Annotated in this window: 15 protein-coding genes; 5 read left to right on the top strand and 10 right to left on the bottom strand. The window is 71.4% G+C overall.

Annotated elements, in window-relative coordinates; translation table 11 throughout:
- Positions 1–121: 121 nt before the first annotated feature.
- A complete protein-coding gene (locus ACWGI8_RS13995; protein ID WP_453660749.1) occupies positions 122–1,129 on the bottom strand; it encodes an SGNH/GDSL hydrolase family protein in 1,008 nt (335 codons plus the stop codon).
- Between the two features lie 142 nt (positions 1,130–1,271).
- Between ACWGI8_RS13995 and ACWGI8_RS13990 the strand changes: the two genes are divergently transcribed.
- Positions 1,272–2,660 (top strand): cystathionine beta-synthase, encoded by a 1,389-nt coding sequence (locus tag ACWGI8_RS13990; RefSeq protein WP_453660732.1) that lies wholly within the window; start codon positions 1,272–1,274, stop codon positions 2,658–2,660.
- 171 nt (positions 2,661–2,831) lie between these two features.
- On the opposite strand, the gene ACWGI8_RS13985 is transcribed toward ACWGI8_RS13990, so the two are convergent.
- Positions 2,832–3,779, bottom strand: a complete 948-nt coding sequence (locus ACWGI8_RS13985) for a helix-turn-helix transcriptional regulator (protein ID WP_453660730.1) — start codon at positions 3,777–3,779, stop codon at positions 2,832–2,834.
- A gap of 133 nt (positions 3,780–3,912) precedes the next feature.
- On the opposite strand from ACWGI8_RS13985, the gene ACWGI8_RS13980 reads away from it, so the two are divergent.
- Positions 3,913–4,674 (top strand): SDR family oxidoreductase, encoded by a 762-nt coding sequence (locus tag ACWGI8_RS13980; RefSeq protein WP_453660729.1) that lies wholly within the window; start codon positions 3,913–3,915, stop codon positions 4,672–4,674.
- 36 nt (positions 4,675–4,710) lie between these two features.
- Here ACWGI8_RS13980 and ACWGI8_RS13975 read toward each other — a convergent pair whose 3' ends face one another.
- Positions 4,711–5,127 carry a hypothetical protein gene (locus ACWGI8_RS13975; RefSeq protein ID WP_453660728.1) on the bottom strand — a complete coding sequence of 139 codons (417 nt, stop codon included), beginning with the start codon at positions 5,125–5,127 and terminating at the stop codon, positions 4,711–4,713.
- A gap of 262 nt (positions 5,128–5,389) precedes the next feature.
- Between ACWGI8_RS13975 and ACWGI8_RS13970 the strand changes: the two genes are divergently transcribed.
- On the top strand, positions 5,390–6,232 hold the full coding sequence (locus ACWGI8_RS13970) for a MurR/RpiR family transcriptional regulator (RefSeq protein WP_453660726.1): 843 nt from the start codon (positions 5,390–5,392) through the stop codon (positions 6,230–6,232).
- A gap of 124 nt (positions 6,233–6,356) precedes the next feature.
- Positions 6,357–6,920 carry a hypothetical protein gene (locus tag ACWGI8_RS13965; RefSeq protein WP_453660724.1) on the top strand — a complete coding sequence of 188 codons (564 nt, stop codon included), beginning with the start codon at positions 6,357–6,359 and terminating at the stop codon, positions 6,918–6,920.
- A gap of 50 nt (positions 6,921–6,970) precedes the next feature.
- On the opposite strand, the gene ACWGI8_RS13960 is transcribed toward ACWGI8_RS13965, so the two are convergent.
- The 7 genes from ACWGI8_RS13960 to ACWGI8_RS13930 form a co-directional block, all read right to left on the bottom strand.
- Positions 6,971–7,345 carry a hypothetical protein gene (locus ACWGI8_RS13960; RefSeq protein WP_453660722.1) on the bottom strand — a complete coding sequence of 125 codons (375 nt, stop codon included), beginning with the start codon at positions 7,343–7,345 and terminating at the stop codon, positions 6,971–6,973.
- Positions 7,346–7,399: 54 nt separating this feature from the next.
- Positions 7,400–7,783, bottom strand: coding sequence for a roadblock/LC7 domain-containing protein (locus ACWGI8_RS13955; protein ID WP_453660721.1), 384 nt, complete (start codon positions 7,781–7,783; stop codon positions 7,400–7,402).
- 38 nt (positions 7,784–7,821) lie between these two features.
- Entirely contained in the window at positions 7,822–8,568 is a 747-nt protein-coding gene (locus ACWGI8_RS13950; RefSeq protein ID WP_453660747.1) for a transcriptional regulator, read from the bottom strand.
- 11 nt (positions 8,569–8,579) lie between these two features.
- On the bottom strand, positions 8,580–8,990 hold the full coding sequence (locus ACWGI8_RS13945) for a hypothetical protein (RefSeq protein WP_453660719.1): 411 nt from the start codon (positions 8,988–8,990) through the stop codon (positions 8,580–8,582).
- 223 nt (positions 8,991–9,213) lie between these two features.
- A complete protein-coding gene (locus ACWGI8_RS13940) occupies positions 9,214–10,581 on the bottom strand; it encodes an APC family permease (RefSeq protein WP_453660717.1) in 1,368 nt (455 codons plus the stop codon).
- Between the two features lie 90 nt (positions 10,582–10,671).
- Positions 10,672–11,133: an SRPBCC family protein gene (locus ACWGI8_RS13935; RefSeq protein ID WP_453660715.1), complete on the bottom strand. Its 462-nt coding sequence runs from the start codon at positions 11,131–11,133 to the stop codon at positions 10,672–10,674.
- Between the two features lie 36 nt (positions 11,134–11,169).
- Complete coding sequence (locus ACWGI8_RS13930; RefSeq protein WP_453660713.1) at positions 11,170–12,480, bottom strand: diaminopimelate decarboxylase; 1,311 nt, start codon at positions 12,478–12,480, stop codon at positions 11,170–11,172.
- A gap of 102 nt (positions 12,481–12,582) precedes the next feature.
- On the opposite strand from ACWGI8_RS13930, the gene hutU reads away from it, so the two are divergent.
- Complete coding sequence (gene hutU / locus ACWGI8_RS13925; RefSeq protein ID WP_453660712.1) at positions 12,583–14,247, top strand: urocanate hydratase; 1,665 nt, start codon at positions 12,583–12,585, stop codon at positions 14,245–14,247.
- Positions 14,248–14,273: the final 26 nt, after the last annotated feature.

Genomic DNA, 14,273 nt, shown 5'->3' with positions numbered 1-14,273 from the left:
GCCTCGGCACGGGTCGGTCGGCGTCTCGCCTCGGCACGGGTCGGTCGGCGTCTCGCCTCGGCACGGGTCGGTCGGCGTCTCGCCTCGGCACGGGTCGGTCGGCGTCTCGCCTCGGCACGGGTCAGTCGGCCTCGTGGACCTCGGCATGCCTGGTCGCCGGGGCCGCGGGCTCCGGCTCCCCCGGCACCGGCAGCCGCCGCCGTCTGCGGTGCTTGAGCAGCGCCCACGGGGCACGGGCGCCCGTGACCTCCGTACCGGCCTCGCTCGCCGCCTCCGCCGCCGCCTTGGCGACCGGCAGCATGCCCTCGTGACGGTCGGCGTCCAGCCGGTCCGTCTCCGGCCACAGCCCCAGCGCCGCGCACAGCGTCGGCAGCACCGCCATCGCCGCCGTCGCGTACCCCTCCGCCGAGGGGTGGTAGTTGTCCGCGCCGAACATCTCGCGCGGGTTCGCCGCGAACTCGGGTCCCAGCAGATCGCCCAGCGAGACCGTACGGCCGCCCTGCTCCACCACGCCGATCGTCTGCGCCGCCGCGAGCTGCCGGGAGACGCGGCGGGCCAGCCAGCGCAGCGGCTGGTACACCGGCTCGATGGTGCCGAGATCCGGGCAGGTGCCCACCACCACCTCCGCGCCGGTCGTACGCAGCCTGCGCACCGCCGCCGACAGGTACCGCACGGACTGGGTCGGCGGCATGCGGTGCGTCACATCGTTCGCCCCGATCATGATCACGCAGACGTCGGGGGGCCGGGCCGGGTCCTGGACCGCCTGCGAGACCTGCCGCTCCAGGTCGTCGGACATCGCCCCCGGCTGTGCCACGTTCCGCAGGTCCACCGGGCGCTCCGCCACCGCGGCAAGTCCGGAGGCCAGCAGCGCCCCGGGCGTCTGGCCCGCTCGGCGGACCCCCTGACCGGCTGCTGTCGAGTCGCCCAGAAGGACCAGCCGCAGCGGATCGGACAGCCCGAAAGCCGTGCCGTACAGCCCGTCCGAGCCGGGTGGGCAGGGCGCGGTGCCACCCCCCACGGATCTTTTTGCCAGCTGTACCTCGGCCAGCAGAAGAGTCACCGTCGCAGCGCCGAGCAGGCCGATCCCCCCGCCGCCGTATGCCGCGCCTGCCGCGATGCGCCGCGCCACCCTCGCCCTCGACACAGTCCCAGCCACCTCCTCGTAGCCGTGCAGTCGTACAAGAGCTAAGTGCCCCGCAAGGACCGTCGCCCAATCTCGCTCCCGTACGCATACGCTGGCGGAACCACTACGGAGATCCCGGAGACTTACGGTGCAATTCCACGACTCGATGATCAGTCTGGTTGGCAATACCCCGCTGGTGAAGCTCAACAGCGTGACCGCGGGCATTCAGGCGACGGTGCTCGCCAAGGTCGAGTACTTCAACCCCGGCGGATCGGTGAAGGACCGCATCGCCCTGCGCATGATCGAGGCCGCCGAGGAGAGCGGCGCGCTCAAGCCGGGCGGCACGATCGTCGAACCGACGAGCGGCAACACGGGCGTCGGCCTTGCCATCGTGGCCCAGCAGAAGGGCTACAAGTGCATCTTCGTCTGCCCGGACAAGGTGTCCACGGACAAGATCAATGTGCTGCGCGCCTACGGTGCCGAGGTCGTCGTCTGCCCGACGGCGGTCGACCCCGAGCACCCGGACTCGTACTACAACGTCTCGGACCGTCTGGTGCGGGAGACGCCGGGTGCCTGGAAGCCCGACCAGTACTCCAACCCCAACAACCCGCGCTCGCATTACGAGACCACCGGTCCCGAACTGTGGGAGCAGACTGAGGGGAAAATCACCCATTTCGTCGCGGGCATCGGCACCGGCGGCACCATCTCCGGCACCGGCAACTATCTGAAGGAGATCAGCGGCGGCACGGTGCGGATCGTGGGCGCCGACCCCGAGGGGTCCGTCTACTCCGGCGGTTCCGGCCGGCCGTACCTGGTCGAGGGCGTCGGTGAGGACTTCTGGCCCACCGCCTACGACCCGAACGTCACGGACGAGATCGTCGCCGTGTCCGACAAGGACTCCTTCCAGATGACGCGCCGCCTCGCCAAGGAGGAGGGCCTGCTGGTCGGCGGCTCCTGCGGCATGGCCGTCGTCGCGGCACTGCGCGTCGCCGAGGGGCTCGGCCCGGACGACGTCGTGGTCGTGCTGCTCCCGGACAGCGGGCGCGGCTACCTCTCGAAGATCTTCAACGACGAGTGGATGAACGACTACGGCTTCCTGAACCAGGCCGGCGACGAGCCGCGGGTCGCCGACGTCCTGGAGCACAAGGAGGGCGCGCTGCCGTCGCTGGTGCACATGCACCCCGAGGAGACGGTCGGCCAGGCCATCGACGTCCTGCGGGAGTACGGCGTCTCGCAGATGCCGATCGTCAAGCCGGGCGCCGGGCACCCGGACGTCATGGCCGCCGAGGTCATCGGCTCGGTCGTGGAGCGGGAGCTGCTGGACGCGCTGTTCACGCAGCGGGCGTCGTTGAACGACCCGCTGGAGAAGCACATGAGCGCGCCGCTGCCGCAGGTCGGCTCCGGTGAGCCGGTGGGCGATCTGATGTCCGTGCTCGGTGCGGCGGACGCGGCGATCGTGCTGGTCGAGGGCAAGCCCACCGGCGTGGTGAGCCGCCAGGACCTGCTGTCGTTCCTGGCCAGGACCGGGGCCAAGTAGCCGCACGGCGGAAGAAGTGGTGCGCGGGGACCGCCGCACCCCCGGGAGACCCGGGGGGCGGGACGACGGCGGTCCCCGCGAGGGACGCGGTCCGGGTTCAGGGCCGACTCCGCGTCCGGGCGTCCATGGAGGTCCGGGAGCCGCTCCGGAGGTCCTTGACGCCGACACCCCTCACTGTGCCGGACGCGTGTTAAGCGGGTGCTGCGTCAACGTGTCGCGCTGGTACCGCTTTTGCGAAGCCGAAGCCGAAGCCGAAGCCGAAGCCGAAGCCGAAGCCGAAGCCGAGCCGAGGAGCGCGATCCGCTCCGCCGTGGGCGAGCCGGGCTCCGGGGTGTAGACGACGAGCATCTGGTCCGGGTCGCCGGGGAGCGTGAGCGTCTCGTACGGGAGCGTCAGCTCGCCCACCTCCGGGTGGGTCATCCGCTTGATCCCGTGCGTCTTCTCCTTGACCTGGTGGTCCGCCCACAGCCGCCGGAAGTCCTCGCTCTTCAGGGACAGTTCGCCGACCAGCTCGCTCAGCCGCCGGTCCTCGGGATGGCGGCCCGCGACCAGGCGCAGCCACGCGACGGTCTCGGCGGCGACGGCGTCCCACTCCGGGTAGAGATCAGCGGTCCGCTCGTCGAGGAAGACCTGCCGGGCGATGTTGCGGGCGACGGGCTCCAAACGGGAGTACCCGCCGAGCGCGTCCCCCAGCGCGTTCCAGGCAAGGACGTCCAGGCGCCGGCCGAAGACGAAGGCCGGCGCGGAGCCGATGCCGTCGAGCAGCAGCCGCACCCCTGGGCGCACCGTCTGCGACGCCCGCGACGTACTGCTCCTCCTCCGCTTCGGGTGGGCCATGTCCCGCAGGTGCGCCTGCTCGGTCTCGTCGAGGCGCAGTACGCGCCCGATCGAGTCCAGTACGGCGTCGGAGACTCCCCCGGACTTCGTCCGGGAGGTGCCCCCCGGCCCGCGGCCCTGCTCCAGGCGGATGTAGTAGTCGACGCTGACGCCAGCGAGCTGCGCGACCTCCTCGCGCCGCAGTCCTGGCACGCGGCGCCGCCCGTGCGAGGTCAGCCCCACCTCCTCGGGCTGGATGCGGGCGCGCCGTGAGCGCAGGAAATCTCCCAGGTCACCGTCCATGGGACGAGCCTAGGCCGGGAGCGGGGTGCGGAGCCTGGTACTGGCAGACCCAGGAAAAGCTCAGCCCTGGGTAGGCGCGGGTACGGCGCGGACAGTGGTGCGTATCCACCACCGACCCCGTACGGGAGAAGCCATGAGCTACGAGAACCTCGCAGGACGCACCGCCGTCGTCACCGGCGCCGCCAGCGGCATGGGCGCCGCCACCGCCCGGCTGCTCGCCGCGCACGGCGCCCGGGTGGCGCTGCTGGCCCGCCGGAGCGAGCGGCTGCGGGAGCTGGCCGACAAGATCACCGCCGACGGGGGACAGGCCCTCGCCGTCACCGCCGATGTCACGGACGACGCGTCCGTCGCCGCCGCGGTCGAGCGGATCCACCAGGAGTACGGACCGGTCGACCTGGTCGTCAACGCCGCCGGGGTGATGCTGCCCAACGCGATCGACGAAGGCCGCATCGACGAGTGGCAGCGGACGCTCGAAACCAATGTGACGGGCGTCCTGCGGACGATCCGGGCCTTCAACGGTGATCTGGTCGCCGCGGCCGCCGACGGCAAGCCGGCCGACCTGGTCAACATCTCCTCGATCGCCGCGCACATCACCTTCCCGAACTACGCCGTGTACGGGGCGTCGAAGGCGGCGCTCACCTATCTCTCGGAGTCGCTGCGCACCGAGCTGGGCCCGCGCGACGTACGCGTCACGAACATCGAGCCGGGCTTCGTCGAGTCGGAGCTGCGCGACCACATCACCGACCCCGAGCTGAACGGCCAGCTGGAGGCGCTGCTCGCATCGGTCGAGATCGTCACGTCGGAGGAGGTCGCCGACCTCATCGCCTACACCGTCAGCCGCGCGCGCCACATCAACCTGCGGCAGGTGATCGTGCTGCCGACACGGCAGGCCTGAGTCCCCGGCGGCACCCTCGACGCGGCGCGGGACGCCTCAGTCCTCCCAGTCGGATTTCGTCCGGCGGCCGAACCAGGGCATGCCGCGGAAGGCGTACACCGCGTTGACGCCGACGATGCCGGCCCAGGTGACGACCAGGCCTTCGATGCCGGCGTTCACCGCACCGATCGCCGACAGCGGCACCGCGAGGACCATCGTGACGATCCCGAGGCCGAAGCGCTCGCCGAAGCCGGATCCGGTGCCGGGCTGCCCGGGGCGCGCGCCCCGGGCAGCGGTCGTCCGCCGCTCGGCCAGCCGGCGCCGGACGCCGCGGTCGATGGTGGCGTCCATGCGCTGCTCGACCTTCTCGAGGAACGACTCGATGAGCGCCGACTCGTACTCGCTGCCCAGCTCTCGGCGGGCGTGAAGGGTGGCGTCGAGCTCCTTCGTGAGCTCGTGGTCACGTGCGTCCATGCTCCCCACAGTAGGGAGCGCGGACCGGCCCGTCAGTGGGGCTGGCCCCCCTGTCGTCAGGCCTTGTTGTCCGGCCTTCTCGGTGAGACCGTTTGCCGCGGCCCAGGCGTTCGCGCCGTCCTCCGGGTCCTCGGGGAAGTGCTTGTCCACTGCGTCGACTCTGATCGGCGGGCGTCCCTTGCCCGGCCTGCATAATGTCATGCAGAGTTCTTGGTGGCTGAATACGCAGCCGGACGTTCGGTGAGACGACCTGGGGGACGGCATGAACGACAACAGCAGCCCTGCCGCAAGACTGCAGCAGCTCTTCGAGGGGCACCGGCTCACGCCCACGCAGCGCCGTATCGCCCACTGCATGGTGCGCCGGGCGGGCGATGTGCCCTTCCTGTCCAGCGTCGAGCTGGCCGAGCTCGCCGGGGTCAGCCAGCCCTCCGTCACCCGCTTCGCCGTCGCGCTCGGCTTCGACGGCTACCCGGCGCTGCGCCGCCATCTGCGTGAGGTGGCGCCCGCCGAACCGGCCGCGGACAAGGACGCGTTCAACGAGTACCAGCAGGCGGTGCACGCCGAGATCGAGAATCTGCGGCACCTCGCCGAGATGCTGGCCGACCCGGCCCCCGTCGAGCAGGCCGGGCGGCTGCTCGCCGCCTCCCGCCCCCTGCCGGTCCTCGGCCTGCGCGCCGCCTCCTCGCAGGCCCGCGGCTTCGCGTACTTCGCGGCCAAGGTCCACCCGGACGTACGCCTCCTCGACGAGGGCGGCACGATGCTCGCCGACCGCATCGACGCCGCCCGCCGCGCGGGCGCGAGCGCGCTGCTGTGCTTCGCCCTGCCGCGCCATCCGAAGGAGGTCGTCGAGGCGCTCGCGTACGCCCGCTCGGCTGGACTGTCCGTCGTCACGGTCGCCGACTCGGCCTTCGCGCCGGTCGCCGCCCACAGCGATCTGCTGATCCCGGCGGCGGTCGGCACTGGCCTGGCCTTCGACACGGCGTGCGCGCCGATGCTGCTGGGCCGGGTGCTGCTGGAGGCGATGTGCGACGACCTCCCGGACGCGCAGGCGCGGCTGGAGGAGTTCGACGTGCGGGCGGCGGACCGGGGCCTGTTCATGGACTGAACGTGCTGGTCCCGGGTCCTGTTCATGGACTCAACGTGCCGGTCCGGGGTCCTTCTCACTCGTTCCTCAGAAACCCGGGCTACTCTCCGCGCCCGAAGGGCATACGCGTGAAGGGAGCAGGGGCGTGGGTCGCGGAGGCCACACACTGGCGCGAGTTGCGGTGATCGTACGGGCCGGAGCGGCCCCGATGATGTGGCTCGGCGCCCTCGCCGCGGGCATCGGGCTGGTGCCCGAAGGGCTGACCGGGCGCAGGATCGGACTGTACGGCGGGGCTGCGCTGTTCCTGATCGCGGCGGCCGTCGTGGCATCGGTCCGCAGGAGCAACTACCGGGCGCTGGAGGGTGCGGCCACCCGGGCCGCCCGGGGTGACTTCCTCCAGGACCGGGCCGTGACGGCACGCAACTGGCGGCGCGCGCACCGCTGGTGGCTGCTGCCGGCGTTCGCCGTCGCCCTGGCGAGCGCGTTCGCCGTCCCGGCGGCGGGAGGGCTGCTTCTGGCGGGAGCCGGTGCCGGACTCTGGGTCAAGGCGTGTGCCCTGGGCCGGCGGGAGCGCGCCGCGGAGACTCTTCTGTGGGTGCGCACCGACTGGGTGACGAAGGGCAGGCCGGCCGGCGCCCAGGTGAAGGGCTACCGCACCACCGGCCCCGCCGCCGGAGACGCGGCCCCGGGCGGGGCACGGCGCCGCTGAGCGGTCGGCGGGGCATCGGCCAGGTGTCGGACCTTTGGTCCGTCGGACCGTCAGACCTCCAGTTCTGCCTCGATCTTGCGCAGTTGGTGGCGGGCCATCGCCAGATTGGCCCGCTTGGCGTCGAGGGCCATGTACAGGAACAGCCCGTTGCCGCCGCGCGCCTTGAGCAGACGGATCAGGTGGTACTGCGAGCCGAGCGTGATGAGGATGTCCTCGATCTCGTCCTGGAGGCCGAGCATTTCCATCGCGCGGAGCTTCGCCCGCACCACATCGGTGTTGCCCGCGGCCGCCACGCTCAGGTCGAGATGTTTACCGCCGCCCATCGTGCCGAGGGCCATGCCGCTGGTGTAGTCGACGAGAGCGGCCCCGACGGCGCCGTCGATCGTGGACATCGCTTCCTTGAGGGTGGTTTCGGTGTTGGCCATGGTGGTGCCTTTCCTGTCGGTTGAACTCATTGGGATGGATGGTGTGTTCGGGGGTCAGGGGCGTTCGAGCGCGCCGTTGACGAGTTCGCCTATGCGTGCACCGGCTCTTCGGGCCTCGAGGTGCAGCCGGCCGACGTTGACGCGTGGCTCGGCCGTGACGGTGAGCACGGCCGCGGCCCCCGCCGCGTACGTCGCCACATAGCCGCTCTCGCCGCGTACGAGCAGTTCGCGGAAGCCGCCCTGGCCGGTCGCCTCGGTGAGCCGCACCGCCACGCCGAGCGCCGCGGCGGTCAGCGCGGCGACGGTCTCCGCTTCCGCGTCCGGGGTGTCCCTGGCCAGGACGAGACCGTCCACACTGGCCGCGAGGGCACCGGTGACCTGCGGTAACCGGGTCCTCAACCGGTGCAGTTCGTCGAGGACTCCGGTACTCGCGGTCATCAGCTGTCTCCTCTCGGCGCGCTGTCTCATCGCGCGCATCACAGCGTTGCCTCCAGGGCGTCACGGAGCCGGCGGAGCAGGGCGACGTCCGGATCGACGGAGTCCTCCATGACCCGGGCGACATCGGGGGGCGGTACGGGGGCGATGGCGGTGGTGCGCGGGGTCTCGACGAGACCGGCCGCGGCCAGTCGGCGCACATCGATCAGGGTGTGGAACGCGGGGCGGCCCAGGGCCCTCGCGATGTCGGCGGGCGTGCGTACGCCGTCCGCCAGGTCGAGCACGGCACGCTGCCGCGGGGCGGCCCGTACGCCCGACGGCCGGGGCGTGGGGACGACGGGCGCGGTGTCGGTCTCCGGATGCGCCCAGAGCCGGTCGAGCAGGGCCCGGCGCCGTAACGTCTCCCGCTCGACGGCCTCGGCCGGTACGGGCCGTACGGGGCCGATCCAGTGAGCCACCCCGTAACGGAACCGGGAGGGGCCGCTGCCGGGTGCGAGCGCGAAGAACGCCGCGTCGTACAGCGCGCCGAGGTGGCAGATCTCCAGCTCGCCGCCGGTGAGCCGGCCGCTGTCCACCAGATGGCGGCCGACCCGGCCGAGTGCCCCGGCCTCGCGGAGGGCCTCCTGCCAGCCGTCCGAGCGCAGCCGGCCGGACGCGGTCAGCAGCACGTCGATGCCGGGCGCGGCCGGGCTTTCGGCGTGCACCACCTGGCCGTCGACGAGGTACAGCGTCCCCCGGTCCCGTAACAGCGCCCCGGTGGCCCGCTCCGCGGAGAGCCGCAGCAGCATCGGGGAGACGGTCACTCCAGCACCAGCCGTTCGGTCAGGTCCCGCATCCGCAGCCGCGCGAGGGCGAGGTTGCCCTCCGCGCGGTCGAGCCATAGATGGAGCAGGACGCTGCTGTCAAAGCTCGTCTCGACGAAGCGCAGGACGTGATAACACGTGCGGGTGGTGACGACGAGATCCTCGACCGGAGGGTTCTTGCCGGGGTCCCCGCCCTGGCCCTCGACGGCGCCCACCGGGGCGAAGGTGGGGTGCTCCGCCGCCATGCGCGCCAGTTCGGCGGTCTCGGCCGCCGCCGTCTCGTGGTCGTCGCCCGCCGCGTCCCCGACCGTGCCGAGGGCGAGTCCACTGGTCCAGTCGACGAGGGCGGCGCCGCGCACCCCGGGCAGCCGCATGGCTTGGAGCAGACACTCGTCGATTCCGGGCACGCGGAAATCCCCCTCCAGCACGTGTGCGAACGGCTCGGACGTACGCCCGTAGTCGAGAGGTTACGCACCGGAGTGGTGCCAGGTGGGAGTTCTGGCATTTTCCATCGGAACATGCCTGCGGTCCGATAAGGTCCGCGCCGCCCGGTTCGGCCCCGCCCCGATCAGTCCCCCGATCAGTCCCCGCCCTGATCAGTCCCCGGCCCTCCTCAACCCTCGGCCCTCCTCAGCCTCGGGCCGCTTCTTCCTCGTGGCGGACCTTCATCCACACCTTGTTGACGGCCCAGAGAAGGATCCCGATCGCCAGCAGTACCCCGGCCCGGATGTAGACGTCCGCCGCCCGGTCCGACAGTGGGCTGGCCAGGATGACCGATGTGATCGCCCCGAGCACCGGCAGAGCCGTCGGCGTACGGAAGTGCTCGTGCTCGACGGGGTCCTTGCGCAGCACCAGCACCGCCACATTGACCACGGCGAAGACGCAGAGCAGCAGGAAGGCCGTGGTGTCGCCGAGGCCTTCGATCTCGCCCGTGGACACCAGGCCGATGGCGATCAGGGTGACGAAGATGATCCCGGTGACGGGCGTACGGCGGTTGGGGAGCACCCGGCCCATGCCGGGCGGCAGGACCTTCTCGTTGGCCAGGCCGTAACAGAGCCGCGAGGCCATCATGATGTTGATCAGCGCGGAGTTGGTGACCGCGAACAGGGCGATCAGGGCGAAGAGCTTCGGCGGGAAGGCGACGCCACCCGCCTTGACCACCTCCAGAAGCGGTCCGCTGGACTTCTCCAGCGTCGTGTAGTGGACGAGCAGCGAGGACACGAGCGCGACCAGCACGTAGATCGTGCCCGTGACGGCGACGCCGGTGAAGATCGCACGCGGGAAGGTGCGGACCGGGTCCTTCGTCTCCTCCGCCATGTTGACCGAGTCCTCGAAGCCGACGAAGGCGAAGAAGCCGAGCGCGGTGGCGCCCAGCACGCTCGTCATCAGCGCGAATCCCGTGCCCTCCGCCTCGAAGTCGCCCAGCCGGGAAGGCTCCCCGCCGCCGGAGAACACCGCCCAGGCCCCGATCGCGAGGACCACCAGCAGGCCGGTCAGCTCGACGAGGGTCAGCACCACGTTGGTCTTCACGGACTCCGACACACCGCGCAGGGCGAGCGAGGCGAGGGCGAGGATGAACAGGATCGCGACGGCGGTCGGCGGGATGGCGTCCGTGAACTCCTGGAAGTAGTCCCCACTGAACGCGCGGGCCGCGGCGCTCGCGGAGGACAGCCCGGAGCACATCACCATGAAGGCGATGATGAACGTGAGGAAGGGGAGCTTGAACGCCTTCTGGGTGTAGAGCGCGGCGCCGGCCGCCTTGGGGTACTTGCCGACGAGTTCGACGTACGACGCCGCCGTCATGACCGCCACCAGGAAGCCGATCGCGAACGGCAGCCACAGCGCGCCGCCGACCTTGCCCGCGACCTTGCCCGTCGTGGCGTAGATACCGGTGCCGAGGATGTCGCCGATCACGAACAGGATCAGCAGCTTCGGGCCGATGGCCCGTTTGAGTGACGGCTGTTGGCCCGGCGCTTCGGTGGTCGCGGACGTGGCCATGTGGCACCTCTCCCGTTTGCCGGTGAAAAGGTTTCTGCCCGTCAGGTCGCCCGTGATGCCTGCCGTCCGGGCGGTTGGGCCGTACGAGCGTCAGCCGCGGCCCTCCACCGCCGCAGCGACGTCGGCGAGATCCCGCTCGATCGCCTTGGCCACGGCCCGCTCGCCCAGGCGGCCGAACACCTTGGCGAGGAGCCCCCTCACGCCTCCCGGCGGCACGGCCGAGAACGTCATCCGGACGGTCGTCGTCTCCGGGCCGTCGGCCCGCAGCGCGAACACGGACACATAGTGGGCGCCGTGGTTGTCGGCCTCCACCACAAAGCGCTCCGGCGGCTCGCTCACCGTCACGTACATCTCCTCGGTGGCCTCCTTGCCCAGCATCCGCCGGGTCTCACGCCACCGCGTGCCGACATCGAAGCCGCCCTCCGTGAGCACCTCGACCTTCTGCACCCCGCTGAGCACGCGCTCCGCGCCCTTGAGGTCCGTCAGGGCCTCCCAGACCCGCCCGGAGGACGCGGCGATCCGGCGCTCGACGACGACACTTCTGCTGGTCATGGGTCCATGGAACCACCGGGGTGCGGCAGCCGCCCGCTACAGCAGCGCGTCCGCCAGGGCACCCCCGGACTCCGCGACGATCTCGTCCACGGTCTGTGCGGCCCGCACGGTCACGAAGCGCACCCCGTCCGGGCCGGCGTGGAATCCGTGGATGCCGGGGCGGGCGAGGCTGTTGTACGCGTAGTGGTTGCTGAAGTAGTACGCGCCGGTGTCCAGGACAGCCACCACATCGCCCTGCTCCAGCCGCGGCAGCGCGCGCCCGGCGGCGAGCAGATCGCCCGCGAAGCAGGCCGGCCCGGCGATGTCCTGGACGACGGCGGGACCGGTCCTGGGCAGCCCCTTGGCGTCGTACGCGGCGATCCGCAGCGGCCACGACTCGGGGTCGTAGACGGTACGGGTGGCGATCTGGACGCCCGCGTGGGTGACCGCGATGGGCCGGGCGCCCGCGGTCTTGGCGTACTCGACGCGCGTGAGGACCGTGCCGTGCTTGGCGAGCAGCGCGCGGCCGAACTCGGTGACCAGTCCGTACCGCCCGTCGAACAGCCCGGGCACCTCGTCCCGCAGCAGCCGGGCGTACGCGGCGAAGGTGGGGGTCTCCTCGTCGGACCCGAAGTTGACCGGCAGCCCGCCGCCGATGTCGAGGGTGTCGATCTGCCGGCGCCCGGCGGCCGCGTTGATCTCCTCGGCGAGGTCGTACAGGGCCCGTACGCCCTGTGCCATCAGCTGGAGGGTCAGCCCCTGCGAGCCGGAGTGGGTGTGCAGCCGGGTCAGCCAGGGGCGGTCGGCATACGCGCGTACGACCCAGGCGCGGGCGCCCTCGTCGCGCAGCGCCACCCCGAACTTCGACGTCGCGGTGGCGGTCGACAGCGCTCCGATGGCGCCGGCGCCGATCTGGGCGTTCACCCGCAGGCCGAGCGGTGACCGGCTCGGACCGGATCCGACGAGGGCGTCGATCCGGTCGAGTTCCTGCGGGTTGTCGGCGTTGACGGCGATCCCGAGGTCGAGGGCCTCGCGCAGCTCGGCGGGGGTCTTGGCGGGGGAGTCGAGGACGATCCGGTCGGGCCGCACCCCGGCGGCGCGGACCAGGGCCAGCTCGCCGGGGCTGGCGACCTCCGCGCCGATGCCCTCCGAGTCCAGCAGCCGCAGCACGGGCACCAGCGGGGCGGCCTTCACGGCGAAGGCATGCAGGACGGGGGCGGTGGTGATCTCCTGGAAGGCGGCCTTGAGGGCGGCGGCGGAGGCGCGGATGCCGGCGATGTCGAGGAGGGCGGTGACGGGCTCGGCCTCCGTGAGGAGACCTTGCTCTACGGCCGCGCGTACGGCCTGATCGCGACGGTCTGAAGCCATGGACGCCAGTCAATCACCCGTCTTCGCACCCTCGCCCTGTTGACTGAAATTATTCAGGGCGCCAGGATGTGAATAGATGATTCAACTCGAGGAGGCATCGGCATGTCTGGACCCCGCCCCGTACGGGCACCGCGTGGCACGGAACTGAGCGCCCTTGGATGGCAGCAGGAAGCCGCGCTGCGCATGCTCCAGAACAACCTCGACCCGGAGGTCGCCGAGCACCCCGACAAGCTCGTCGTCTACGGCGGCACCGGCAAGGCGGCCCGCGACTGGCGCTCCTTCGACGCGATGGTGCGCACACTGCGGACGCTGAAGCAGGACGAGACGATGCTCGTCCAGTCCGGGCGCCCGGTCGGCGTCATGCAGACCCACGAGTGGGCGCCGCGCGTGCTCATCGCCAACTCGAACCTGGTCGGCGACTGGGCGAACTGGGAGGAGTTCCGCCGTCTGGAGGCCCTGGGTCTCACGATGTACGGCCAGATGACCGCCGGTTCCTGGATCTACATCGGTACGCAGGGAATCCTCCAGGGCACCTACGAGACCTTCGCGGCGGTCGCGGCCAAGAAGTTCAACGGGACACTGGCCGGGACGATCACGCTGACCGCCGGTCTGGGCGGAATGGGCGGCGCCCAGCCGCTCGCCGTGACCATGAACGACGGCGTCGCGATCTGCATCGACTGCGACCCGCGCGCGATCGAGCGCCGTATCGAGCACCGGTACCTGGACGTGAAGGCCGACAGCCTGGAGCACGCCCTCCAGCTCGCCACCGAGGCCCGCGACCAGCGCAAGCCGCTCTCCATCGGCCTGCTCGGCAACGCCGCCGAACTGCTTCCGCGGATGCTCGCCGAGAGCGCCCCGATCGACATCGTGACGGACCAGACCTCCGCCCACGACCCGCTGTCGTACCTCCCGCTCGGCGTCGACTTCGACGACATGGCGTCGTACGCGGCGAAGGACCCGGCCGGGTTCACCACCCGGGCCCGCGAGTCGATGGCGAAGCACGTCGAGGCCATGGTCGGCTTCATGGACGCCGGTGCCGAGGTCTTCGACTACGGGAACTCGATCCGCGGCGAGGCCCAGCTGGCCGGCTACGACCGGGCGTTCGCGTTCCCCGGATTCGTCCCCGCGTACATCCGTCCGCTGTTCTGCGAGGGCAAGGGCCCGTTCCGCTGGGCCGCGCTCTCGGGTGACGCGTCGGACATCGCGAAGACCGACCGCGCGATGCTGGACCTCTTCCCGGAGAACGAGTCCCTGGCCCGCTGGATCAAGATGGCCGGCGAGCGCGTCCACTTCCAGGGCCTTCCCGCCCGTATCTGCTGGCTGGGCTACGGCGAGCGGGACCGCGCGGGTGAGCGCTTCAACGACATGGTCGCCAGTGGCGAGCTGCAGGCTCCGCTCGCCATCGGTCGCGACCACCTCGACTGCGGTTCGGTGGCCTCCCCGTACCGCGAGACCGAGGCGATGCTCGACGGCTCCGACGCGATCGCCGACTGGCCACTGCTGAACGCGATGGTCAACGTGGCGTCCGGAGCGTCGTGGGTGTCGATCCACCACGGCGGCGGCGTGGGGATGGGCCGCTCGATCCACGCGGGCCAGGTGACGGTGGCGGACGGCACGAAGCTGGCGGGTGAGAAGATCCGGCGGGTGCTGACGAACGACCCCGGGATGGGCGTCATCCGGCATGTCGACGCCGGGTACGACATCGCGGAGTCGGTCTCCGAGGCCAAGGGCGTCCGCGTCCCGATGCGCGAGGACGGCTCCGCGTGAGCGAGTCCTTCCACGCCATGTGGCGG

This window comes from Streptomyces sp. NPDC054841 (assembly GCF_053611045.1).
Note: the sequence above shows the minus strand (reverse complement) of the source record. Positions and strands in the feature narration are given on the sequence as shown.

What these genes read in the sequence shown, in the direction of transcription:
- ACWGI8_RS13950 (WP_453660747.1), bottom strand. Translation starts at nt 8,568, where the DNA reads ATGCTGCTGCGGCTCTCCGCGGAGCGGGCCACCGGGGCGCTGTTACGG.
- ACWGI8_RS13985 (WP_453660730.1), bottom strand. Translation starts at nt 3,779, where the DNA reads ATGGACGGTGACCTGGGAGATTTCCTGCGCTCACGGCGCGCCCGCATC.
- hutU (WP_453660712.1), top strand. Translation starts at nt 12,583, where the DNA reads ATGTCTGGACCCCGCCCCGTACGGGCACCGCGTGGCACGGAACTGAGC.
- ACWGI8_RS13960 (WP_453660722.1), bottom strand. Translation starts at nt 7,345, where the DNA reads ATGGCCAACACCGAAACCACCCTCAAGGAAGCGATGTCCACGATCGAC.
- ACWGI8_RS13975 (WP_453660728.1), bottom strand. Translation starts at nt 5,127, where the DNA reads ATGGACGCACGTGACCACGAGCTCACGAAGGAGCTCGACGCCACCCTT.
- ACWGI8_RS13935 (WP_453660715.1), bottom strand. Translation starts at nt 11,133, where the DNA reads ATGACCAGCAGAAGTGTCGTCGTCGAGCGCCGGATCGCCGCGTCCTCC.
- ACWGI8_RS13940 (WP_453660717.1), bottom strand. Translation starts at nt 10,581, where the DNA reads ATGGCCACGTCCGCGACCACCGAAGCGCCGGGCCAACAGCCGTCACTC.
- ACWGI8_RS13970 (WP_453660726.1), top strand. Translation starts at nt 5,390, where the DNA reads ATGAACGACAACAGCAGCCCTGCCGCAAGACTGCAGCAGCTCTTCGAG.
- ACWGI8_RS13955 (WP_453660721.1), bottom strand. Translation starts at nt 7,783, where the DNA reads ATGACCGCGAGTACCGGAGTCCTCGACGAACTGCACCGGTTGAGGACC.
- ACWGI8_RS13980 (WP_453660729.1), top strand. Translation starts at nt 3,913, where the DNA reads ATGAGCTACGAGAACCTCGCAGGACGCACCGCCGTCGTCACCGGCGCC.
- ACWGI8_RS13930 (WP_453660713.1), bottom strand. Translation starts at nt 12,480, where the DNA reads ATGGCTTCAGACCGTCGCGATCAGGCCGTACGCGCGGCCGTAGAGCAA.